Raw genomic sequence first — 17,138 nt, 5'->3', positions numbered from 1 at the left:
TCTCACCCCTCCTGCTGCTGAGAGGCGGTATTTTTCTCGCGAAGGCGCTTTTCGATGCTTTCGACGACCGAGTACAGCGGCGCGACGAATTCGGTGCCGTACTCAATGATTGCACCAACATAGCTGGCAAGTTCGGCTTTCGTCAGTCCTTGCCATTCCAGCGCATCGCCAGCTGCGGGAGCGTCAAGGGCAGCCCGTGCTTGCCAGCCGTTCCAGGCATGATCAACCCAGAAATCGTCGTACTGCTGTCCTATGCGAGCCAGCGGCATCTTCTTCCGTTTGGCCCAGGCCTCGAACGCCTGGCGCTCATCCTCCACCGTGGATACGCCAGGGGCGGCGGGGAGCGGCATCCAGTGCGTGGGGTAAATCGCTCTGCCGCCTTCGTCAATGAAATTGCTCGCAGAATCGCCCTCTATGCGCCACCAGCGGGCCGTGTTGATGCTTCCATCGAACACGATGATCTTGGTGCCATAGTGATGCAAGCCATCAAAAATGAAGGAGTCCTTAGGCGCGCTCTCGATCGGCAGCCAGCCGGCTCCCGCGCGGATCGCCGCATTGTGCTTGGCGTTCTCTTCGCCAGTCCGGATGCCGGCGGCGTACATCTCCTGGTCGCGGGCGGTGTTGCCCGTGGCAGGCGCAGCGCCGGGCTGCTGGGCAATCTCCACCGGCTCCAGCGGCCCGGGCGCGTCCTGGCTCAGGCCGTGGTCAACGTCGTAGGAATTCGTCATGTCAGGCTCCGGGATAGAAGAAGGACAGGGCAGAGCGCCACAGGAAGAAAATGCCGGCATTCAGGATCACCAAGCCGACGATTGCGCCTGGAAGCCCCCAGGCGATGACGACACGCTCTACGAAATCATCCTTCGGAGCAGGGGCATCATCTGGTTCCATTTGGAATCTCCAAGGCAATAGAGGGGCAGCCCCACCAGCAAAGGCGGGGTTCTCCATAGGTTGAAAACTGGGGGACTGCCAGGAAATCAGAAGGGTGGCGGTTCGTCGTCGTAGCCACCAGATTGCTGGGCAGATTGGCGCTGCTGTGCAGGACGTCGTGACGGGGCGCGGTCCACTTCGTCACCCTTACCGCCAAGCATTTGCATCTGGTCGGCCACCACTTCGGTGGCGTATCGGTCAGCTCCGGTGTCCTTGTCCTGCCACTTGCGGGTCTTCAGGCGGCCTTCGACGTAGACCGAGCGGCCCTTCTTCAGGTATTCGCCGGCGATCTCGGCCAGGCGGTTGTACATGACCACGCGGTGCCATTCGGTTTCTTCGCGGCGCTCGCCCGAGGCCTTGTCCTTCCAGGTGGAGGTGGTGGCGATGGACATGTTGCAGATTGCGGCCCCGTCGGGGCTGTAGCGGACTTCCGGGTCGCGACCCAGGTTGCCCACGAGAATGACTTTGTTGACTGATGCCATGTCCTATCCTTGGTGTTCCGCAGCAATGCGCTGCATGGCGTCGATGACGTACTCCTGAGCAGCGCGTGCGCGGGCTTCCATCTTTTCTTCCAGTTCGCGGTCGCGGGTGTATTGGACCCGGGTAATGCGCAGAACCTCATCGATGTGATCGACGTAATGCAGGTCTGGATCTTCATATCCCACAAGCTCGTCCGGGGTGTTGACCAGACAGTAAGCGACCTCGGCTTCGTCCACGTCCCACAGCTTCATATAGCCGCGCATCTGCCACTCGTAGTCCTTGCTGGCGCCCATCGCGGCGGTGGCCGGGAACGTGTGTAGCGACCATGCCGACTTGATGTCGATGATCTTGGTTCCGGTGAAGATGTCGCATTCGCCGGTCAAGTAGTCGAGTTCCCGCCGTTCGGTGTTCTTCGCGTGGTTTGTGAAGAAGACCGAGTTGTATAGGGCGATGGCCTGGTCTTCGACCAACTGCCCCTTCTCTGTGTACTTCGTCGTCGGCGAGTAGGTGTAGCCGTAGACCAGCTCCTTGGCTACGCCTTCGAGGTACGTCTTAGCGCCTTCGGACAAAACCGCGCCCTTCGTCTTCGGATCGGTCATGATGGAGCTGAGTGAGGAGCAACGAACCTTAAACAGTGGCTTCACTTAGGGCCTCCACAAGCTCGCTTTCCTGTTCAGGGGTCAAGGTGAAGTTGGAGCGCAGCTTGTCGGTGGTATAGGCGCCATCCTTGATGGATTGGATGGCCTTGGCGAACCGGTCAGCGCTGATCTTGGGCGGCTGCTTGACCGTGACCTTGGGTCGAATTCGCAGGCATTCCACCGTTTCCCCGGCAAGCTTGGTGGTGCTGGCGTACAGCGTGATCGGCTTGCCCGCCCAGTCCTCGATGTACGGCCCGTAAAGCTTGGCGATCATCTTGGAGTTGGTAACGTTCAGGATCATCGGCTTTTGGCCGACCAGATGAGCAACCGTGCAATCTTCCTTTTTGCCGCCGGTACCGGTGACGGATTCCTGTTGCACGTAGTCGATAGTCACCGTCAGATCCTGACCTTCTTCTAGGGCGTAGGCCCCGATGTAATCGGGGTTGATCAGGAGTTTCCAATGTGTCTTGGACATGTCTATTCCTTAGCAGCGACAGCCGTACGGCCATCCTTAGCCCAGAGTTCGTTAGATTTCTGGTCAGAGTGCTGTAGGGCTGCCATTACGCCCACGATGGTGCAGATGACTGCAAATATTGCGGCGCGCTCATGGGCGTCTATTTGGATAAGCCAGCGTAGGAGGCGTTTCATTGCTGCTCTCCTCTGAGGAGAGCGGCGTCAACCGCCAAGTCCAATTCCGCTCCGTGAGCTGCTACTTGGTATGGGATTGCCCCAGGGGCATGACGAAACACCATTCCAAAGACCGTCCCATCCAGCGGCCAACCTAAAGACACAGACGGCACGCAGTTGCGCACGGCGCGATAGCGCTTCGCGTCGATCACATCTTGCGGGGCAGGACTGAATCGTTTCAGAATCTCCTCGGCGAATTGCAGATATCCGAAGCTCTTGAGAAATCCGTCCGCCCCGCCCGGCATCGATTCAAAGACTTCCTGGATCAACCTCTGAGTGGCCGGGCTTTGCATGTCGATCGTCGTCATTCCTTGCTCCAATCCGGCCAATAGCCGCGTACGTATTGTTTGGTGTGGTAGTCGGCAAGATGCGCGATAGCCAAGGTCATCTGATCGCGGCATTCAGGCCCCAGGATTCCCGAGGCTGCCAGTTCAAGAATCTTCTCCGGCTGATCCGCGTTGCCCGCAATGAAGGACAGCATTTGCGCGTCCTCATCGGGGAACTCGTTCTCGAAAGCTTCAATGATTTCCTGCCGCCACTTGAACAGGTCCGCCTCGATTTCTTTGACGACCTCTGCATACCGCATGTCGTAGATTTCCTGGGGCGGATCGAAGGTGAACTTAGGGCGTGTCCCCATGGTTGTTCTCCTTGGGAGGGGCGGCGGTTAGGGCCGCTCGTTTCAACCAAAACACCCATTCGGTGTTCAAGGTCAGGTAGTCGCCGTCTGCATCGCGCAACAGCATGGACGACGCAGATGTCCCGTATTCCTCTTGAACCGCCGCCTCAAATTCCGCCCGCTCATCAATCTTCAGTGCCGCCAGGGCATCACGTACCGCTTGTTCGGCGTAGGCGCGCACAAGAGGCACTTCGCCATCTGAGAGCGACTCCAGAAGCTCATAGGGGATAGCCGGCAGATTGATAGGGGAGGTCATGTAATCTCCAATCAGGTATATGAAGAGGGTGCCGCCAGCCGCTGTCCCAAGTGGGACTTGAGCCTTTATCGGCAAGGAAGCACCCTCAAGGGAGGCGGCTGCCCGAGCAGTCCCGAGTCCTTCGGGTGGCCCCAAGTAACGGCGGGGCACTCGGCTTGCTTCATCGGCGCTCAGCCGCCTCACTTGAAGGCCCCCGTCTCTCCGGGGTGTCACACGAAAGAGATCGCACTGTTGCTTGCCTGCGGACTGAACCACTCGGCTCATGCTGGCGTATCGTGTATTGCCGCTGCTGGGTGGGGGTGGAAAGGCATATCCCTTACTTTCCCAGGAGCGCTGCCGCGCATACGAAACCCCCTCCAGACGACACCACGCTTCCATAAAGCAGGATGTTTCGTAGGCTATCTATCAACGGCTATTGCATGAAAAGACAATAAAGATGAGTGCTACGGGGCTAATCCGTAGCCGCAGTGCCGTCTGGAGGGGATCCCGGGCATTGCCTGGCCCGGGGCAGGTACTGCACTCCTACCTTCACGGCTCCAGCATCCTCACGTCCGTATGCATACGGAAACGGTATTGATGCTGGGCTTGGAGGGCGGGGAGGGAACTACTAAGCGGCGCCGCGGCCTTGCATGTAGCCGAGCGGGTATTTCTCGGCGCGGCGCTTCTCTTCCATCTGGTGGCGAACGGCCCAAGCCAGCCGTTCGCTGATACGGCGGGCCTTCTTGTTCAACAGCCAGATCGATCCGGTTTCAGGGTTGGCGCAGCACGGCGCTTGGCTGATCCAGGCGATGGCCTCGGCCAGTTCCTGAGTGCTGTAGGCGTCGGCCAGGCGGCACGAGTCCCAACCGAACACGCCGCGATTGAGCGACGGTGGGGCGATTCGTTGCGATGTGGCCATGCTGTTTCTCCCGTTCTCCCCGGGGTGGGGAGGTGTTCCAGTTTCTTTAACCTGCCAGCGCTATAGGGGTGGGCAGGGGCTATTACAGCGGCACGATCTCGTCGGCATGGCGCCGGGCGCTTTCCAATTCTTCGCCGGTCACTTCCCGACATTCATGGATGTCGTGCACGCCTCTTGAATCGACTTCATCGAGCGCGATTTCTTGCGCCAACACTAGGTCTTCTTCGTCTCCCAGCTCGACCAGGATGTCGATGCGGGATAGAACTGCAACCGAAACCCACTTGCTCATGGCCTTTCTCCTGTTCACGTGTCTGCGTCCTGTCACGGCGCAGGAAACTACTGGCTCATGCAGTACGCAAGGTGGACGGCCAGCGGCACTTCGTACTCGGTGACCATCACAAAGCCGCCGCGCACGGGCATGTCTACCTTCCGCTCAACGACCAAGCCTCGGTCAATCAACTTCTTCACCGTGCGCTTGCTGGGCTGAGGCCACGGTGAGCCATCGGGATACTTCTTGCCAACATGCCAACCCTGCAAACAGATCAGCCATTCCTGCGCTTGCGTTAGGCCGGTGAAGTCGTAGCCAGCATCCAAATCAGACATTCCGATCTCCTTTGTTCATTCGTAAGCTCGCTCTAGGAACGGGCTGGCTAAACCTTGCTGCTTGGAGGAATTCCCTTCAAGGCCTGACTGAGCGAATCTCGGAACCTGCCGAGCAGAGTTCCAGTGATTTCCGGGTCGTCGGAATCGTCCTCTTGCAGATAAACCGGGTCCGTGGCGTCGATCAGGCGGATCAGATCCCATGCCAAGCTGCGGTGAATGACGCACATCTGCACCCGCTGCAATTCCTTCACGCACTCGGCGTAGATTTCAGGCGTCCACCCTTCAGGCTCAAGCTTCTCGAATAGCTCCAGCATGGCCTGCAAGGCTTTTGCGTTGTCAGCGTTTGCTTTCAGCGCGTATTCGACTTGATGACGAAGGTTTCCATTCATGGCCTTCTCCTTTGTTCATTCATCAGCCATCGCTCATAGAACGGGCTGACGGATGAAATTCCGGGGCGCCCACATCCACGCAACTCCCAGCAATGCTGGCTCGCGGTCTGTAGGCGCCTCTTCAATCCCGTGCACACCCTTTGTGATCCCCACTTGAGATCAGGCGTGTCGGTGATAGCCCCCGGTCTATGCATTCAGGCGTGGGAGATTGCCACCTGCGCTTAGCGGCCTTGCGGCTTTAGGCGTATTCCATGGCTTGCAGGTTGTTAAAGAGCGGGTACTGCTGGTATTGCTCCCAATGCCCACCCGACTTTGTGGCGGTAACGTCCTCTCGCTTGGGTACGAGGCCGAGGGCTTGTTTCGTAGCCGCGGTTGCGGCGTGAGTTAATTAAACCATTGCTTTATCTTAAAAGCAAGCAATGATTTATGTTGGGGCGTGAAAAAGCCGCCTCGAGGGCGGCTGGGATATCTGCAGAATGCCGGGGAAGTGCTACATCTTCCAGGCCAGCAGTACGGCGGCGACGGCTGCCAGGCCAGCCCAGTAGATGACTTTGGTGGCCCCCATGTCGCGCAGCTCTTGTACGAAGCTAGGCTCAGGCGATTGTGGCGTGGCAGCCGGAGGGGGAGATAGCTTGCAGCCGCAGAAGCGGCAGACCCTGGCATCCTTAAGGATCAGCTCCTTGCAGTCCGGGCACTTGACGTGGGTAGACGGGTGAGGGCGCCCGCGCTCCGCGGCCTTGTTCGTCACCAGGAGGACGAACACGCCCGCGACCAGCGGGCTAATCAGGCAGGCGAGGATGAACCAGCCGAAGCCACTGCGCCCGCGGCCAGCGGCCATCATCCCGACGACGACGGCGAAGAGCAGCCAGAAGAAGATGATCGCTAGCATGACTGGAAGTCTAACGCGCCAGTACGCACTCAGGCTGGTCCGTCGCCGCGGATGTGGTGTAAACGCGATAAAGCCACCCGGAGGTGGCTTTGTGGAGACTTTTGGGGTCAATCTCCGGGCACTTTATCTCGTTTGAATGCAGCGGCTAATCGATCGAGCAATTGGACAACCTCATCGACGCCGGAGCGCCTAGCGTAAACTGTGATCGCGATAAGTTGCAGCAATCCAATGACAACGGGTCCGGTCCAATTTTCCATCTGCATAAAGGCCAGCGCATCGATTAGGGCTACTATGCACAAAAGAAAGATGAAGCGCTCTTCACGGCGAGCTTCTTTCTCGTACTGAAGCTCGCGCTCGAGGTCCGCCGTTGCAACGGCCACTTCTTTGGCCGGGGTTTCGTCGCCAGGATCAGCAACGATTCTCGAAAGTTGCTCAAATTCCCCGCTCGGCACTGGTTAGCTTCCCCGTGAGAATCTCTGGGCATACTCATCCGCGACGGACGTGAACGGTATCTCAACGCCTCGCCGACCAGCCGAGAAGTGTTTGCTCCACGCGCTATTACTGTCGTGCGTAAGTTGCACAAGCTTGAACGGCGGCAGGTCCGCGTACCGCGCAACAGCCTCGTCGATCAATTCCGCGGCCACTCGATCGGATAGCGGCTCGACGGAACGAAAGATGTTCTTTATTGGCTTGTCGCCAAATGCTGATGCTGGATGATAGACGGACGGGAGCACTGGCCCATAGTTCCACGCCTGAAAGTTCTCGTCATCGATCATCGGTTTACGGTGGCGGCCCGCATAGATCATATGCGCCAAATACAGAATTTTCTGAAGCTGAAGGTTCGTAAGCGTCCACCCGGACGCTTCGCAGGCACGCTTCGCTGCTTGCATAGCAGTCACGCCCATGTGCGCCTCCAAAGTGTTGTTACAAAGCTATTAGCAGTCGCCTGCAATGTACCGTTTATCCCAGCGATGGGCAACGGGATTTGATCGTTAGGCCAGAACGGACGGAATTCGTTCAATTTTCCGGGCCGAGCCACCAGCGATTTCCGGGTCGAATCACGACCTCACCCACTGCCCCGCCTCATCATCCCGCAGCCTGGCGCTAGCCTATTCTGCTAGGCCGGTTTAGTCGCACTTCCCAGGGGCCTCAATAGCCTTGAAGAGGTTGTCTACCTGGCCCTTCCAGGTTGAGTAGTACGTATAGGCTTTTGCATTGGTCGAGTTGCCGCTTTGGCGCAGATCGACCAAGAGCGCAACGCTGCCCTTAGAAAGCCCTGGAACTTCTATCGTGATGAGTCCTTCGTTGGCATTGCCCGGGTTCTGGACAACCTGGCCGGCGTCGCTGCATTTCGAGCGGTGCTCATAGAGTGCTTGGCTGATCTGAGCAATTGTGAGGGGGAGCTCCCTTTCCGCCCTTAAATGCTCTGGATTCCTTATGTCCGAGGCTGAGATATTCTGTACCGCGGCGCAGCCGGTCAGTCCAGCAACGAGCACAAAAAGAACTGTTCGGATCATATCGTTCGGTCCCATTTGGAAGTCAGGCGCACACAAAATCGCTCGGTGGCTAGCGCAGAATGCCGCCGGCCCAGACCACGGGGCCAAGGATTCGCACGTTGGCGTCGCCTTGGAGCGGAATGTCTTGATATCGACGGTTCTTCGATCTGGCCACCCAGCGCCCCGTCAGCTCGTCCCTCGTGACGGTCTTAACCAGCATCTTCCCGTCGTAATTGATGGCGTATACGTTCCCGAGCACGATGTCTTGGGGGAGGAGGTTCTCCACCGGTACAACCAGCAGCGCCCAACCGTCCCTAATGTCCGGCTCCATGCTGTCTCCCCTGGCGTACACGACACGACCGCGGCCGCCGTCGGCGCCAACAGATCGCAGGAAAGAGCGCCGGAACTGAACGACTCCGGTTTGCTCTTCCCCATGGTTCTCTATCCCGTCACCTGCGGCCAGGCGTACGTCGGCGAGTTCAGCAACCTTCTCGAACTTGTCGTTGGCCGGATGGGGTTCGCCCGGGCTCACGTTCGTCACGAGGTTCTCGGCGCGACTGAGGCGCGTCAACGACTCTTGCTCGGACTGTCGCGTTGTTTTTCCGCCATCCCAGGGAGCTGCTGACATGTCGCCCAGCGCCATTGGGAATTCGTCCCGTGCTGCATCGATGTCGACCAAGCCACCGTATTGGGCGGCCGGTTGATGCGCCGGCACCTTCGATACATTCAGACCAAACCGCAGTTGTGCGACAGCTAGCGCAATGGCTCCATCCAATGCGTTCAACTGCGATGACGAAAGCCGCCGGACGTCCGCCTCGCTTATTGAACTGAAAGGCCATGGGCGCCCGCTTGGCGCTTCGTCTTCTTGCCCATCATCCCCAGGAAGCCACCAGGACACTGGAAGCCCCGTAAGGCGCGCCAGCGTCTTTATGTGCTGTTTCGCCACGCGCCCATTGGTCTTCCACCCATTGATTGCTTGAACCGTGACGCCGCAGGCATCTGCGACTTCTCGAGCGGAAACACGCCCGCGTCCCACTGTCGCCGCCACTTTCGAGGCGAGATCGGTAGGAGGGGACGAAAGCAGTTCTTGTATGGCGTCGGGAGAAAGCATTGCTTGATTGTGCTCGTGCGACTTGCATGCAAGCAATGATTGCTTTATATAAAGCATTGGTTTAGTATTAAGGCAAGTGATGCTTTAGGACCACATATGGACCGAAACCTCGGCCTGGAAAGGGCCATCTCGATAGTTGGCAGCCAGAAGGCATTGGCAGCAATCCTCGGCGTTAGCCCGCAGTCGGTTAGCCAGTGGGTTAACGGCTCGCGCCCTTTGCCTTCTGAACACTGCCCCGTGATCGAAGAGGCGACGGGCAAGCGTGTTGTTTGCGAAGAACTGTTCCCGAACTTTCGTTGGGATGTGCTTCGCAAGCCTGTCCGGAAGAAGGGGGCGAACTGAGGCTAATGCATCGTCGCGCTCTGCCTTCCTTCCGCCGCCCAAGCCATGCGTTCTCTCTCTGCACATAGCTCTCGGAAGAACTCAAGGACAGCGGCCTCAGATGGATCCACAAAGATCCTCTTGGCGATGTCGGCGGCAGTTCTGGCAAGCCGTTCCGTTTCAGTGGTAGCCGGATCGTTCTTAGTTAGTTGTTCCATGCGGTGAATCTTAGATGCGCCGCACAAACGCCGAAAGGCTGAAATTAATCAGATTTCAAGGTGATGCATGACCGCCCGCTACTCCAACACTGACTGGCTCGACGTTCTCTACAACAGCGTGCGCAAAACGCCGGGCGGTGTTGCTGACGCGGCCCGCTTCCTGACAGAGCGCCGCGGCAAGTCGATCCACCCGGAAAGCCTGCGCGCCAAGCTCAAGCGCTCGGAAGGCGATGCAATCAGCGTTGAAATGGCTGGCCTGCTGTCCGAGTGGATGGAAGAGAAAGAGGGCGGCGCCGAGTACGCCCATGACTGGTTCTTGGCTTTCGCTGCAGAGCAAGGTTTGGCGGTCGACTCGGTTCCGCCGGCGCCTGTGGGTGGCTGGGCCTGCGAACTAACCGCGATCCAGTCCAAGGTCATGCAGATCGGCGCGATCACCGGCAGCGTGTTGGGCGTGACGGCTGAGACGGTCGCAGACGGCAAAATCGACCAGTCTGAAGCCGACCGAATCGTCGAATTCGTCCGCGACCTGCGCACCATGTGCCACCGCCTTGAGCGCAACGTCTTGCGCGCTGCGAGCAAGTAATGGAACGCCAGGTGTTCATCCTCTCCCACCCGCTGGCGCGCCGCAATGCGGCCTACGCCTGCGCGCACGCTCCTGACGGCTATCGGGTGGAGATCAAGGAGCGCACCCGGACCCTCGATCAAAACGACCTGCTGTGGTCGATCCTGACGGATCTGTCCAAACAGGTTGACTGGTCCATCAACGGCAAGCTGGAGAAGCTGTCGCCGGAAGACTGGAAAGACATTCTGACCGCCAGCCTCGATCAAGAACACCGCATTGCTGAAGGCATCCGGGGCGGCTTCGTCATGCTGGGCCGTCGCACAAGCAAGATGGGCGTCCGCAAGATGAGCGAACTAATCGATTTCGCGCACTCGGTGGGCGATGAGAAGGGTGTCCAGTGGTCGCCGACGTCAATCGGGAGGGAAGCATGACCTGGAATTCCACCCTCAAGCGCACCACGCCGCTTCGCGCCCGCGGTGCGATCTCCCGCCGCAGCCAGCCGATCAAGTCCAAGGGCATGAAGGGCTCGCCCGTTTCGGCTGCTCAAAAGGCCTTCCATGACCAGTTGGCCAGCCGCATCGGCTGCGTTGCCTGCCGCATGGATGGCCGCTTTAACGACTATGTGTCGATCCACCACATAGACGGCCGCACCAAGCCGGACGCCCACTGGAAGGTACTGCCACTGTGCGGAAGTCACCACCAGGACGACGGCCTGGCCATCGCGGTTCACCCGCATAAGGCGATGTTTGAGACGCGCTATGGCAAGCAGATGGACCTGCTGGTGTGGTGCATAGAGCAACTGCAACTTCAAAACCTTGAAGTCCCTGACGGCGCATTGGCCGCTGCTGGGATGCTGGAGATCGCATGAACTACGAATTGCATCCTCTTTGCACGCTGTTCCCGCGCCTGTCCGGTGCTGAATTTGATGCGTTGCGCGATGACATAAAGGCCAATGGTCTGCGTCAGCCCATCGTCTTGCACGAAGGCATGATTCTGGACGGCGGCAACCGCTATCGCGCGTGCCTCGAGGCTGGTGCAGAGCCGGTGTTTGAAGACTATGACGGTGGCAACCTTGTGTCGTTCGTACTTTCGGCGAACCTGCATCGCAGGCACATGACGCCGGGGCAACAGGCTGCCATCGTGGCAAGCGCCCAGGACTGGGCGAAGGCGCAAGCAGTCGGCAAGCCGAAATCGGCCAACGATGGCCAATTAACGACGGTAGCCCAGCGCGCTGCGCAATCTGGTGCAAGCCGAAACACGCAGAAGATGGCCGACAAGGTGGCTAAGGCCGACCCTGAGCTTGCCAAGCAAGTGGCCCACGGCGAGGTTAGCTTGCCCAAAGCGGTCGAGAAGGTGACTGGCAAAAAGCCGAAGCGCACCCTCACGCCGGAAACAGAACACGGGCCGTCCGCTAATGACGAACTGGTCGAAGCTCAGCACACCATCACCGATCTGGCCGCTGAAAACGAGTCCCTGCGCGACCGGCTCGCCGTCGAGCAAATGGATGCAAGCGAAGAAGGGAAGGCGGAAGCGGCCACCACGATCAGCGAACTGCGTGAACGAGTGCGCACATTGGAAGCCGAGAACGACGCTTTGAAGGCATCGCGAGATACCTACATGCAGAAGGTTTCCGAGATGCAAAAGCAGATCGCGTACTGGCGCAAGCAAGCGGAGAAGGCAGCATGATCGAGCTTCGCGACTATCAGATTGCCATCCTGGACAAGCTGCGCACCGGCTTTGCCGAAGGCCACCGGGCGCAAATGCTGTATTGCCCGACTGGCGGCGGCAAGACCGAAATGGGCATCAGCCTGATGAAAGCGGCTAGCGACAAGTACAACCGTTCGGCAATGGTTCTGGACCGGATCGTGCTCTGCAACCAGACCAGCGAGCGACTGGACAAGTACAACATCGACCACGGCGTGTTGCAGTCGGGACACTGGCGGCATCGTCCGTATGAACGTATCCAGGTTTGCAGCGCACAGACCCTGGAAAAGCGCGGCTCTCTGCCGGACATGAAGCTGCTCATCATCGATGAGGCCCATCAGACCCGCGCGCAAACGATCGAGTTCATCAAGAACAACCCCGGTATCAAGGTAGTGGGGCTTTCAGCGACTCCCTTCACCAAGGGCCTCGGCAGCATCTACACCAATGTGGTGTCGGCGATTACGACCAAGCAATTGGTAGAGCAGGGAAAGTTGGCGCCGTTGCGTGTGTATGTCGGAAAAGAAATCGACATGAACGGCGCCAAGAAGGTGGCTGGGGAATGGTCGTCAAAGGAAGCCGAAACCCGCGGAATCAAGATTACTGGCGATATCGTTGCCGAGTGGGTCAAGAAGACGCACGAGGTGTTCGGCGGCCCGAGAAAGACCATCGTTTTCGCCGCAGGCGTCGCGCACGCTGCGGATCTGGCTCGCCAATTCGGAGAGGCTGGATACAACTTTATCAGCCTGTCGTATCGCGACGATGACGACTTCAAGGCCGAGGCCATTCGCGAATTCTCCAAGCCGGATACCAGCATTCATGGCTTGATCGCGACTGACATTCTCACGAAGGGCTTTGACGTGCCAGACGTGATGATCGGCGTGAGCGCACGGCCCTTCTCGAAATCCCTCGCATCGCATATCCAGCAGTTGGGGCGCGTCATGCGCAGTTCGCCCGGCAAGGAGTTCGCCCTGTGGTTGTGCCACTCGGGGAACTACCTGGGTTTCCAGGAAGCCTGGGAAGACGTGTACGCCAACGGCATCGACAAGATGGACGAAGGCAAGGAAAAGCCCCGCAAAGAGCCGACCCAGCAGGAAAGAGAGCGCGCTGTATGCCCTCGTTGCGGCACCGTCTGGCTCGGTCGACGTGACGACTGCGCCGCATGTGGCTTTGTTCGCCCGCGCCTGAGCGAAGTGATCGCTACGCCCGGAGAGCTACAGGAACTCAACCCCGGCTCGAATACTGCGGATAGGGAACTCAAGCAGCGCTGGTATAGCGAACTCCTTTCGGTAGCGCACGAGCGTGGCTATAGCGATGGATGGGTTGCGCACAAATACAAAGAAAAGTTCACCGTCTGGCCGCGTGGTCTGGAAAGCGTCGAGGTCCCCGTTTCGGCTGAGGTTGCCCGATGGGTGAAGTCCCGCCAGATCGCATGGGCGAAGGCAAGGAAGGCAGCATGATGGACTTCGTTCAATTCGCCCGTGCCCACGGCGTGATGCTGGATGGCTTGCCACCTGAGGGGCGTTGGGTGCGCGTCCGCACTGAGGACAAGCCGCGTAGCCGAAATGGCGCTGTGAAGTGGCTGGGAGACGTCGGCTTCGTGCAGAACTGGGCCACCATGGAAGAGCCGGCAGTGTGGCGCGGGACGACCAGCGACGAGATCCGCCAGCGCACCCGCCAGGTAAATCGTGATGCGATGAAAGAGGCCGAAGAGCAAGCCAGGAAAGCAGCGCAGAAGGCTGCCGATATCTTGGCTGACTGCGAGATAGCCACGCATCCATATTTCGCCGCCAAAGGCTTTCCGGAACTGCTGGTGAACGTCTGGAAGGATGGACTGGCAGTGGTTCCGATGCGTCATGGCCGTCATCTTGTGGGCTGCCAGCTTATTAGCGAAGACGGCGACAAGAAGTTCCTGTATGGCCAACGATCGGGCGGAGCGGAATTCGTTATCGGCCAATCTGGCAGGCACATCCTGTGTGAAGGCTACGCAACAGCGCTATCAGCTCAAGTCGTGCTGCGCAACCTAAAGGCCGCATACGTGCTTCACGTCACCTTCAGCGCCGGGAATATGAAGCGTATCGCGCAGGGTCTGCCCGGAGGCATCGTGTTGGCCGATAACGACGCCAGCGGCACGGGTGAGCGTGTGGCGCGTGAGATTGGCTGGCCGTATTGGATGAGCGACGTGGTTGGCGAGGACTTCAACGACGCGCACCAGCGCCGCGGATCGTTTGCCCTGTCTATGGAACTTGGAGGGCTGCTACGACGACGTGCGTAAGCGGTAAAGCACTGCGTTGGTCGGACATAGCTTAACGACAGCGGCGCAGGAAGAGGCTCCTACTGTGGGATAGATCTGAAACAGGAGCAAGGGCGGCGAAGTTAGCACCCTGTGATCGAAAAGGCTGACGGGTCATGGAACGGCGACGGTTCATGTGAAGGCCCCACCAGGATAGGCGGGGTCTGTCCAGCTCGGGTTCAGGTGGATAGGTAAGGGGGTTTAGGGATGAAGGGATACAGCAACACAGAAGAACACAGACGGGCGTGCGAGGCGAGGCAAATACTGGCATGGCCATTCGAAAAGCGTAGGCCGTACTTGGAAATGGTTGGAAAACGGCGCGGAGAAGCTGCGCAAAAGGAGTTGGAAATGGAAGTGAAGCGGCAATATCAACTCGCAAAGGCGGCGGCATGAAAGCGGCCAAGTATCGCAACAAGAAGACGATGCTGGACGGAATCGCCTTCGACAGCAAGCGGGAGGCTACCCGCTATTCCCAGCTTCGCCTGCTAGAGCGCGCCGGGCACATCCGAGACTTGTCGTTGCAGCCTAAGTTCACCCTGGTCGACAGCCAACGTCGCGCCGATGGGAAAGCGGAGCGGCCTGTCGTCTACATCGCCGATTTCATGTACTTCGAAGGCGATACCTGTGTTGTCGAAGACGCGAAGGGCATGAAGACACCGGAATACATAATCAAACGCAAGCTCATGCTCTCCCGGCATGGCATCACTGTGAAAGAGGTCTGATATGGCACTCCCAAGAAGCATGGAAGACGCAAACAAGCAGATGCGCAACGCCGCGGTGGAAAAGCTCCGCGGTGAGGGCGTCCGGCTGGCCAAAGGCGAGCGCACAGCCTGCTCGATAGCTCGGAAGATCCGCGAGATTGAGCCCCGTCTGCATTCGGACGACCCAATGGTCATCATCAGGGCCTGGGTAGCGCTCAAGGTCGATGTGGTCGTGCCGGGCCGGCTAGCCTGGGGTACTGGACAGCCTTACGCGCTAGACAGCCAGATGCGATATGCCCAGGCCAGGCTGCAGGCTTTGCGCATGCCGGCGCCGGTCAACATGAGTAGTCGGGTGTTGTACAGCCCGGAATTTGCGTGATGGGCGTCCTTCTGCCGAAGTGGGCGATGGGCGACCCGGCGCTTGTATGCGAGCGGTTGGAGGGAATGAAGCACCGGCCGCCGCGGCAAACCCGCCAGGAACTGGCAAGACAAGGACTAGAGCAGCTATTCAGCGAGGATCACATGACGAAAGACGAAAGCGAACAACTGGAAGAACTGCTCATGACCTGGTATCACTGGGCCAGGGCGCACCGCGAGCATTTGGGATACAGTCGGGTAGCGCCTGGATTCCAAGGCGTGTCTGACCTGGACGGGTACGGAGACGACGACGAGACCGACGCGAAGCTGAACCGGTACGTGGCGGAACAGGTAGACGTATGCCTGGGTTCGCTGCCGGTTGAGCTGCGCGCCGCTGTCGGCATCCACGCCGGCAATCGGGCGGCTGGAGCTTGCGTCTTCAGCAACCCGCGCTTCACGCCGGAGCAGCAGCATCAGCGATACCAGGAAGCCAAGGCTCGGTTGTTGCCCATGTTGCGCCGGCGAGACATGATCAAGGTGGTTGCGTGAGGGGTTGCATGCCCTGTACCGGCTCACTATGCTCAATCCAAGGGGACGGCGCTCGTCCTTAGGAAACGAAGCCTCGGCACCCGTCGGGGCTTTTTGCATTGTGGCGTTGAAATGGAAATGACAGGGCAGAATCTGTTGCGTGCCGTATCGGTGCTTTCCAAGATTCTTGGATATCAACTCACTTCGGACGGCCGACTTATCAACCTGTCCAATGGAAATGTCTACGATGACATTCCTGAAGGTGAGCAACTGAAGGCGGCAATTGCCAACGGCGATGTCAAAAAAATTCGCCAGATTCTCGGCGTGAGCAGCCAACCTCAGTGACCGGCCAAGACTGTAGAGATACGGAGCTGCCATGTTCGGTGGACACAACCCGGAAGATTCCCCGTTCTACCCCAAGTGTAAGCATGGGTTGGGACCATCAGCATGATGGATCCCAAAGAGCAGGCATTAAAGATCGAAGGGCAGGAGATCGTTGTACTTTCCTACCCGTGTACCGTGCATGCTGACCAGGCAGAAGCCATCAAGCAACATTGGGCTGAAGCTGGCCTGCCTGGGAAATTGGTTGTGCTGTCTGATGGCGCCACGCTTAGCGTGCTAGGCCGCGATGAACAGCTGGATCGGATTGAATCCCTGTTGACCGCGCTGGTTGAATCGCTCGCAGATGAAGGCGAAGAGGTCGAGCAACGCGAACTCACGCTAGATGGCCAGGCAGTAGGCGGTGAGCGGGACGATTCCCAGCCGCTATGAGCAGCCAACCCTGGAGCGCTTGGTACAAGACCTGGCGCTGGCAGAAGCTAAGGGAGCGCCACCTAAGAGCGAACCCGCTCTGTGTGATGTGCCAGGCAGAGGGAAGGGTGACAGAGGCAAACGTGTGCGATCACGTCGAGCCGCACAAGGGAGATCCGGGGAAGTTCTGGAACGGCCCCTTCCAGTCACTTTGTAAAGCACATCATGATTCAGACAAGCAAATGCTCGAGAAGTCTGGGCGCCGGAAGGTACAGATCGGCGTCGATGGCTACCCAACAGGGACATGACATGGACAAGCAGGTGATGGCCAAGGCGTTCAACCAATGGATGGACGACTACACCAAGAACCCCGAACGGTTCGAAGACATCAGCAAGGCTGCACTGGCTCACCTTCACGAGCGACTGGAAGGGAAGGAGCCGACCTACGGGGAAGAGTGTGCGGCGATCCTCGAGGGCTATGCGGCTCATGCGTGATGCGCGCACCGTTCTGATGGGGCACCTCGGGAATGAGAAAAAATCTCATTGACGAGGCGGAAATGTTACAAATGGCCGGGGGGGAGGGGTGATCAAAAAATGACCATCCCGACCAAGACCGGCCGCTCAACTCTTTTTTCATAAACGTCCAGAAAAAAGCGG

General features: G+C 58.7%; 31 protein-coding genes. 14 read left to right on the top strand and 17 right to left on the bottom strand.

Features of this window, described 5'->3' with window-relative positions:
- Positions 1 to 2 precede the first annotated feature (2 nt).
- From ACUTAG_RS06190 to ACUTAG_RS06110, 17 genes are all read right to left on the bottom strand, one after another.
- Positions 3 to 728, bottom strand: coding sequence for a hypothetical protein (locus tag ACUTAG_RS06190; protein WP_446650067.1), 726 nt, complete (start codon positions 726 to 728; stop codon positions 3 to 5).
- Between the two features lies 1 nt (position 729).
- Positions 730 to 888, bottom strand: coding sequence for a hypothetical protein (locus tag ACUTAG_RS06185; RefSeq protein WP_446650066.1), 159 nt, complete (start codon positions 886 to 888; stop codon positions 730 to 732).
- An 86-nt stretch (positions 889 to 974) separates the two neighbouring features.
- Entirely contained in the window at positions 975 to 1,409 is a 435-nt protein-coding gene (ssb, locus tag ACUTAG_RS06180) for a single-stranded DNA-binding protein (RefSeq protein ID WP_446650065.1), read from the bottom strand.
- Between the two features lie 3 nt (positions 1,410 to 1,412).
- Complete coding sequence (locus ACUTAG_RS06175) at positions 1,413 to 2,006, bottom strand: hypothetical protein (protein ID WP_446650064.1); 594 nt, start codon at positions 2,004 to 2,006, stop codon at positions 1,413 to 1,415.
- Between the two features lie 28 nt (positions 2,007 to 2,034).
- Positions 2,035 to 2,520, bottom strand: coding sequence for a hypothetical protein (locus tag ACUTAG_RS06170; protein ID WP_446650063.1), 486 nt, complete (start codon positions 2,518 to 2,520; stop codon positions 2,035 to 2,037).
- Between the two features lie 169 nt (positions 2,521 to 2,689).
- Positions 2,690 to 3,040: a hypothetical protein gene (locus ACUTAG_RS06165; protein WP_446650062.1), complete on the bottom strand. Its 351-nt coding sequence runs from the start codon at positions 3,038 to 3,040 to the stop codon at positions 2,690 to 2,692.
- Positions 3,037 to 3,369, bottom strand: coding sequence for a hypothetical protein (locus tag ACUTAG_RS06160; protein ID WP_446650061.1), 333 nt, complete (start codon positions 3,367 to 3,369; stop codon positions 3,037 to 3,039). Before ACUTAG_RS06160 ends, ACUTAG_RS06165 begins: the two co-directional genes overlap by 4 nt.
- Complete coding sequence (locus ACUTAG_RS06155) at positions 3,353 to 3,664, bottom strand: hypothetical protein (protein ID WP_446650060.1); 312 nt, start codon at positions 3,662 to 3,664, stop codon at positions 3,353 to 3,355. The genes ACUTAG_RS06160 and ACUTAG_RS06155 overlap by 17 nt, the downstream gene beginning before the upstream one ends.
- 607 nt (positions 3,665 to 4,271) lie before the next feature.
- Entirely contained in the window at positions 4,272 to 4,562 is a 291-nt protein-coding gene (locus ACUTAG_RS06150) for a hypothetical protein (protein ID WP_446650059.1), read from the bottom strand.
- Positions 4,563 to 4,644: 82 nt separating this feature from the next.
- Positions 4,645 to 4,851, bottom strand: a complete 207-nt coding sequence (locus tag ACUTAG_RS06145) for a hypothetical protein (RefSeq protein ID WP_446650058.1) — start codon at positions 4,849 to 4,851, stop codon at positions 4,645 to 4,647.
- 47 nt (positions 4,852 to 4,898) lie between these two features.
- Positions 4,899 to 5,165 carry a hypothetical protein gene (locus ACUTAG_RS06140; protein ID WP_048940014.1) on the bottom strand — a complete coding sequence of 89 codons (267 nt, stop codon included), beginning with the start codon at positions 5,163 to 5,165 and terminating at the stop codon, positions 4,899 to 4,901.
- Between the two features lie 47 nt (positions 5,166 to 5,212).
- Positions 5,213 to 5,554 carry a hypothetical protein gene (locus ACUTAG_RS06135; protein ID WP_446650057.1) on the bottom strand — a complete coding sequence of 114 codons (342 nt, stop codon included), beginning with the start codon at positions 5,552 to 5,554 and terminating at the stop codon, positions 5,213 to 5,215.
- Positions 5,555 to 6,044: 490 nt separating this feature from the next.
- Positions 6,045 to 6,443 (bottom strand): hypothetical protein, encoded by a 399-nt coding sequence (locus ACUTAG_RS06130; protein ID WP_446650056.1) that lies wholly within the window; start codon positions 6,441 to 6,443, stop codon positions 6,045 to 6,047.
- 107 nt (positions 6,444 to 6,550) lie between these two features.
- Positions 6,551 to 6,895 carry a hypothetical protein gene (locus ACUTAG_RS06125; protein WP_446650055.1) on the bottom strand — a complete coding sequence of 115 codons (345 nt, stop codon included), beginning with the start codon at positions 6,893 to 6,895 and terminating at the stop codon, positions 6,551 to 6,553.
- Between the two features lie 3 nt (positions 6,896 to 6,898).
- Positions 6,899 to 7,348, bottom strand: a complete 450-nt coding sequence (locus tag ACUTAG_RS06120) for a Panacea domain-containing protein (RefSeq protein WP_446650054.1) — start codon at positions 7,346 to 7,348, stop codon at positions 6,899 to 6,901.
- Positions 7,349 to 7,570: 222 nt separating this feature from the next.
- The gene (locus ACUTAG_RS06115) at positions 7,571 to 7,975 is read right to left on the bottom strand and encodes a hypothetical protein (protein WP_446650053.1); all 405 of its coding nucleotides are present in this window, start codon (positions 7,973 to 7,975) and stop codon (positions 7,571 to 7,573) included.
- Between the two features lie 34 nt (positions 7,976 to 8,009).
- Positions 8,010 to 9,050 carry a S24 family peptidase gene (locus ACUTAG_RS06110; RefSeq protein WP_446650052.1) on the bottom strand — a complete coding sequence of 347 codons (1,041 nt, stop codon included), beginning with the start codon at positions 9,048 to 9,050 and terminating at the stop codon, positions 8,010 to 8,012.
- A gap of 96 nt (positions 9,051 to 9,146) precedes the next feature.
- Between ACUTAG_RS06110 and ACUTAG_RS06105 the strand changes: the two genes are divergently transcribed.
- The 14 genes from ACUTAG_RS06105 to ACUTAG_RS06040 all read left to right on the top strand — a co-directional run bounded on the left by ACUTAG_RS06105 (position 9,147) and on the right by ACUTAG_RS06040 (position 16,976).
- Positions 9,147 to 9,392, top strand: coding sequence for a YdaS family helix-turn-helix protein (locus ACUTAG_RS06105; RefSeq protein ID WP_446650051.1), 246 nt, complete (start codon positions 9,147 to 9,149; stop codon positions 9,390 to 9,392).
- A 264-nt stretch (positions 9,393 to 9,656) separates the two neighbouring features.
- Entirely contained in the window at positions 9,657 to 10,172 is a 516-nt protein-coding gene (locus ACUTAG_RS06100) for a hypothetical protein (protein WP_327764706.1), read from the top strand.
- Positions 10,172 to 10,582 carry a recombination protein NinB gene (locus ACUTAG_RS06095; protein ID WP_327764704.1) on the top strand — a complete coding sequence of 137 codons (411 nt, stop codon included), beginning with the start codon at positions 10,172 to 10,174 and terminating at the stop codon, positions 10,580 to 10,582. Before ACUTAG_RS06100 ends, ACUTAG_RS06095 begins: the two co-directional genes overlap by 1 nt.
- Positions 10,579 to 11,019, top strand: coding sequence for a Ref family recombination enhancement nuclease (locus tag ACUTAG_RS06090; RefSeq protein WP_446650050.1), 441 nt, complete (start codon positions 10,579 to 10,581; stop codon positions 11,017 to 11,019). Before ACUTAG_RS06095 ends, ACUTAG_RS06090 begins: the two co-directional genes overlap by 4 nt.
- Positions 11,016 to 11,837 (top strand): ParB/RepB/Spo0J family partition protein, encoded by an 822-nt coding sequence (locus ACUTAG_RS06085; protein ID WP_446650049.1) that lies wholly within the window; start codon positions 11,016 to 11,018, stop codon positions 11,835 to 11,837. The genes ACUTAG_RS06090 and ACUTAG_RS06085 overlap by 4 nt, the downstream gene beginning before the upstream one ends.
- A complete protein-coding gene (locus ACUTAG_RS06080; protein WP_446650048.1) occupies positions 11,834 to 13,312 on the top strand; it encodes a DEAD/DEAH box helicase in 1,479 nt (492 codons plus the stop codon). Before ACUTAG_RS06085 ends, ACUTAG_RS06080 begins: the two co-directional genes overlap by 4 nt.
- Positions 13,309 to 14,127 carry a hypothetical protein gene (locus ACUTAG_RS06075; protein ID WP_054506703.1) on the top strand — a complete coding sequence of 273 codons (819 nt, stop codon included), beginning with the start codon at positions 13,309 to 13,311 and terminating at the stop codon, positions 14,125 to 14,127. Before ACUTAG_RS06080 ends, ACUTAG_RS06075 begins: the two co-directional genes overlap by 4 nt.
- Before the next feature lie 225 nt (positions 14,128 to 14,352).
- On the top strand, positions 14,353 to 14,538 hold the full coding sequence (locus ACUTAG_RS06070) for a DUF7696 family protein (RefSeq protein ID WP_446650047.1): 186 nt from the start codon (positions 14,353 to 14,355) through the stop codon (positions 14,536 to 14,538).
- The gene (locus tag ACUTAG_RS06065) at positions 14,535 to 14,867 is read left to right on the top strand and encodes a DUF1064 domain-containing protein (RefSeq protein ID WP_446650046.1); all 333 of its coding nucleotides are present in this window, start codon (positions 14,535 to 14,537) and stop codon (positions 14,865 to 14,867) included. Before ACUTAG_RS06070 ends, ACUTAG_RS06065 begins: the two co-directional genes overlap by 4 nt.
- Before the next feature lie 19 nt (positions 14,868 to 14,886).
- The gene (locus ACUTAG_RS06060; protein ID WP_446650045.1) at positions 14,887 to 15,225 is read left to right on the top strand and encodes a hypothetical protein; all 339 of its coding nucleotides are present in this window, start codon (positions 14,887 to 14,889) and stop codon (positions 15,223 to 15,225) included.
- Complete coding sequence (locus ACUTAG_RS06055; protein ID WP_446650044.1) at positions 15,225 to 15,752, top strand: hypothetical protein; 528 nt, start codon at positions 15,225 to 15,227, stop codon at positions 15,750 to 15,752. Before ACUTAG_RS06060 ends, ACUTAG_RS06055 begins: the two co-directional genes overlap by 1 nt.
- Positions 15,753 to 15,863: 111 nt before the next feature.
- Positions 15,864 to 16,076, top strand: coding sequence for a hypothetical protein (locus ACUTAG_RS06050; RefSeq protein ID WP_446650043.1), 213 nt, complete (start codon positions 15,864 to 15,866; stop codon positions 16,074 to 16,076).
- A gap of 102 nt (positions 16,077 to 16,178) precedes the next feature.
- A complete protein-coding gene (locus ACUTAG_RS06045; protein ID WP_446650042.1) occupies positions 16,179 to 16,502 on the top strand; it encodes a hypothetical protein in 324 nt (107 codons plus the stop codon).
- A 288-nt stretch (positions 16,503 to 16,790) separates the two neighbouring features.
- Positions 16,791 to 16,976, top strand: a complete 186-nt coding sequence (locus ACUTAG_RS06040) for a hypothetical protein (protein WP_446650041.1) — start codon at positions 16,791 to 16,793, stop codon at positions 16,974 to 16,976.
- Positions 16,977 to 17,138 lie beyond the last annotated feature (162 nt).

The sequence above is a fragment of the Achromobacter sp. CSND-B12 genome (assembly GCF_052906545.1).
Note: the sequence above shows the minus strand (reverse complement) of the source record. Positions and strands in the feature narration are given on the sequence as shown.

What these genes read in the sequence shown, in the direction of transcription:
- ACUTAG_RS06110 (WP_446650052.1), bottom strand. Translation starts at nt 9,050, where the DNA reads ATGCTTTCTCCCGACGCCATACAAGAACTGCTTTCGTCCCCTCCTACC.
- ACUTAG_RS06040 (WP_446650041.1), top strand. Translation starts at nt 16,791, where the DNA reads ATGGACAAGCAGGTGATGGCCAAGGCGTTCAACCAATGGATGGACGAC.
- ACUTAG_RS06060 (WP_446650045.1), top strand. Translation starts at nt 14,887, where the DNA reads ATGGAAGACGCAAACAAGCAGATGCGCAACGCCGCGGTGGAAAAGCTC.
- ACUTAG_RS06170 (WP_446650063.1), bottom strand. Translation starts at nt 2,520, where the DNA reads ATGTCCAAGACACATTGGAAACTCCTGATCAACCCCGATTACATCGGG.
- ACUTAG_RS06045 (WP_446650042.1), top strand. Translation starts at nt 16,179, where the DNA reads ATGATGGATCCCAAAGAGCAGGCATTAAAGATCGAAGGGCAGGAGATC.
- ACUTAG_RS06155 (WP_446650060.1), bottom strand. Translation starts at nt 3,664, where the DNA reads ATGACCTCCCCTATCAATCTGCCGGCTATCCCCTATGAGCTTCTGGAG.
- ACUTAG_RS06120 (WP_446650054.1), bottom strand. Translation starts at nt 7,348, where the DNA reads ATGGGCGTGACTGCTATGCAAGCAGCGAAGCGTGCCTGCGAAGCGTCC.
- ACUTAG_RS06145 (WP_446650058.1), bottom strand. Translation starts at nt 4,851, where the DNA reads ATGAGCAAGTGGGTTTCGGTTGCAGTTCTATCCCGCATCGACATCCTG.
- ACUTAG_RS06070 (WP_446650047.1), top strand. Translation starts at nt 14,353, where the DNA reads ATGAAGGGATACAGCAACACAGAAGAACACAGACGGGCGTGCGAGGCG.
- ACUTAG_RS06135 (WP_446650057.1), bottom strand. Translation starts at nt 5,554, where the DNA reads ATGAATGGAAACCTTCGTCATCAAGTCGAATACGCGCTGAAAGCAAAC.
- ACUTAG_RS06115 (WP_446650053.1), bottom strand. Translation starts at nt 7,975, where the DNA reads ATGGGACCGAACGATATGATCCGAACAGTTCTTTTTGTGCTCGTTGCT.
- ACUTAG_RS06185 (WP_446650066.1), bottom strand. Translation starts at nt 888, where the DNA reads ATGGAACCAGATGATGCCCCTGCTCCGAAGGATGATTTCGTAGAGCGT.
- ACUTAG_RS06055 (WP_446650044.1), top strand. Translation starts at nt 15,225, where the DNA reads ATGGGCGTCCTTCTGCCGAAGTGGGCGATGGGCGACCCGGCGCTTGTA.
- ACUTAG_RS06165 (WP_446650062.1), bottom strand. Translation starts at nt 3,040, where the DNA reads ATGACGACGATCGACATGCAAAGCCCGGCCACTCAGAGGTTGATCCAG.
- ssb (WP_446650065.1), bottom strand. Translation starts at nt 1,409, where the DNA reads ATGGCATCAGTCAACAAAGTCATTCTCGTGGGCAACCTGGGTCGCGAC.
- ACUTAG_RS06160 (WP_446650061.1), bottom strand. Translation starts at nt 3,369, where the DNA reads ATGGGGACACGCCCTAAGTTCACCTTCGATCCGCCCCAGGAAATCTAC.
- ACUTAG_RS06130 (WP_446650056.1), bottom strand. Translation starts at nt 6,443, where the DNA reads ATGCTAGCGATCATCTTCTTCTGGCTGCTCTTCGCCGTCGTCGTCGGG.
- ACUTAG_RS06100 (WP_327764706.1), top strand. Translation starts at nt 9,657, where the DNA reads ATGACCGCCCGCTACTCCAACACTGACTGGCTCGACGTTCTCTACAAC.
- ACUTAG_RS06105 (WP_446650051.1), top strand. Translation starts at nt 9,147, where the DNA reads ATGGACCGAAACCTCGGCCTGGAAAGGGCCATCTCGATAGTTGGCAGC.
- ACUTAG_RS06190 (WP_446650067.1), bottom strand. Translation starts at nt 728, where the DNA reads ATGACGAATTCCTACGACGTTGACCACGGCCTGAGCCAGGACGCGCCC.
- ACUTAG_RS06090 (WP_446650050.1), top strand. Translation starts at nt 10,579, where the DNA reads ATGACCTGGAATTCCACCCTCAAGCGCACCACGCCGCTTCGCGCCCGC.
- ACUTAG_RS06065 (WP_446650046.1), top strand. Translation starts at nt 14,535, where the DNA reads ATGAAAGCGGCCAAGTATCGCAACAAGAAGACGATGCTGGACGGAATC.
- ACUTAG_RS06150 (WP_446650059.1), bottom strand. Translation starts at nt 4,562, where the DNA reads ATGGCCACATCGCAACGAATCGCCCCACCGTCGCTCAATCGCGGCGTG.
- ACUTAG_RS06075 (WP_054506703.1), top strand. Translation starts at nt 13,309, where the DNA reads ATGATGGACTTCGTTCAATTCGCCCGTGCCCACGGCGTGATGCTGGAT.
- ACUTAG_RS06085 (WP_446650049.1), top strand. Translation starts at nt 11,016, where the DNA reads ATGAACTACGAATTGCATCCTCTTTGCACGCTGTTCCCGCGCCTGTCC.
- ACUTAG_RS06140 (WP_048940014.1), bottom strand. Translation starts at nt 5,165, where the DNA reads ATGTCTGATTTGGATGCTGGCTACGACTTCACCGGCCTAACGCAAGCG.
- ACUTAG_RS06050 (WP_446650043.1), top strand. Translation starts at nt 15,864, where the DNA reads ATGGAAATGACAGGGCAGAATCTGTTGCGTGCCGTATCGGTGCTTTCC.
- ACUTAG_RS06175 (WP_446650064.1), bottom strand. Translation starts at nt 2,006, where the DNA reads ATGACCGATCCGAAGACGAAGGGCGCGGTTTTGTCCGAAGGCGCTAAG.
- ACUTAG_RS06080 (WP_446650048.1), top strand. Translation starts at nt 11,834, where the DNA reads ATGATCGAGCTTCGCGACTATCAGATTGCCATCCTGGACAAGCTGCGC.
- ACUTAG_RS06095 (WP_327764704.1), top strand. Translation starts at nt 10,172, where the DNA reads ATGGAACGCCAGGTGTTCATCCTCTCCCACCCGCTGGCGCGCCGCAAT.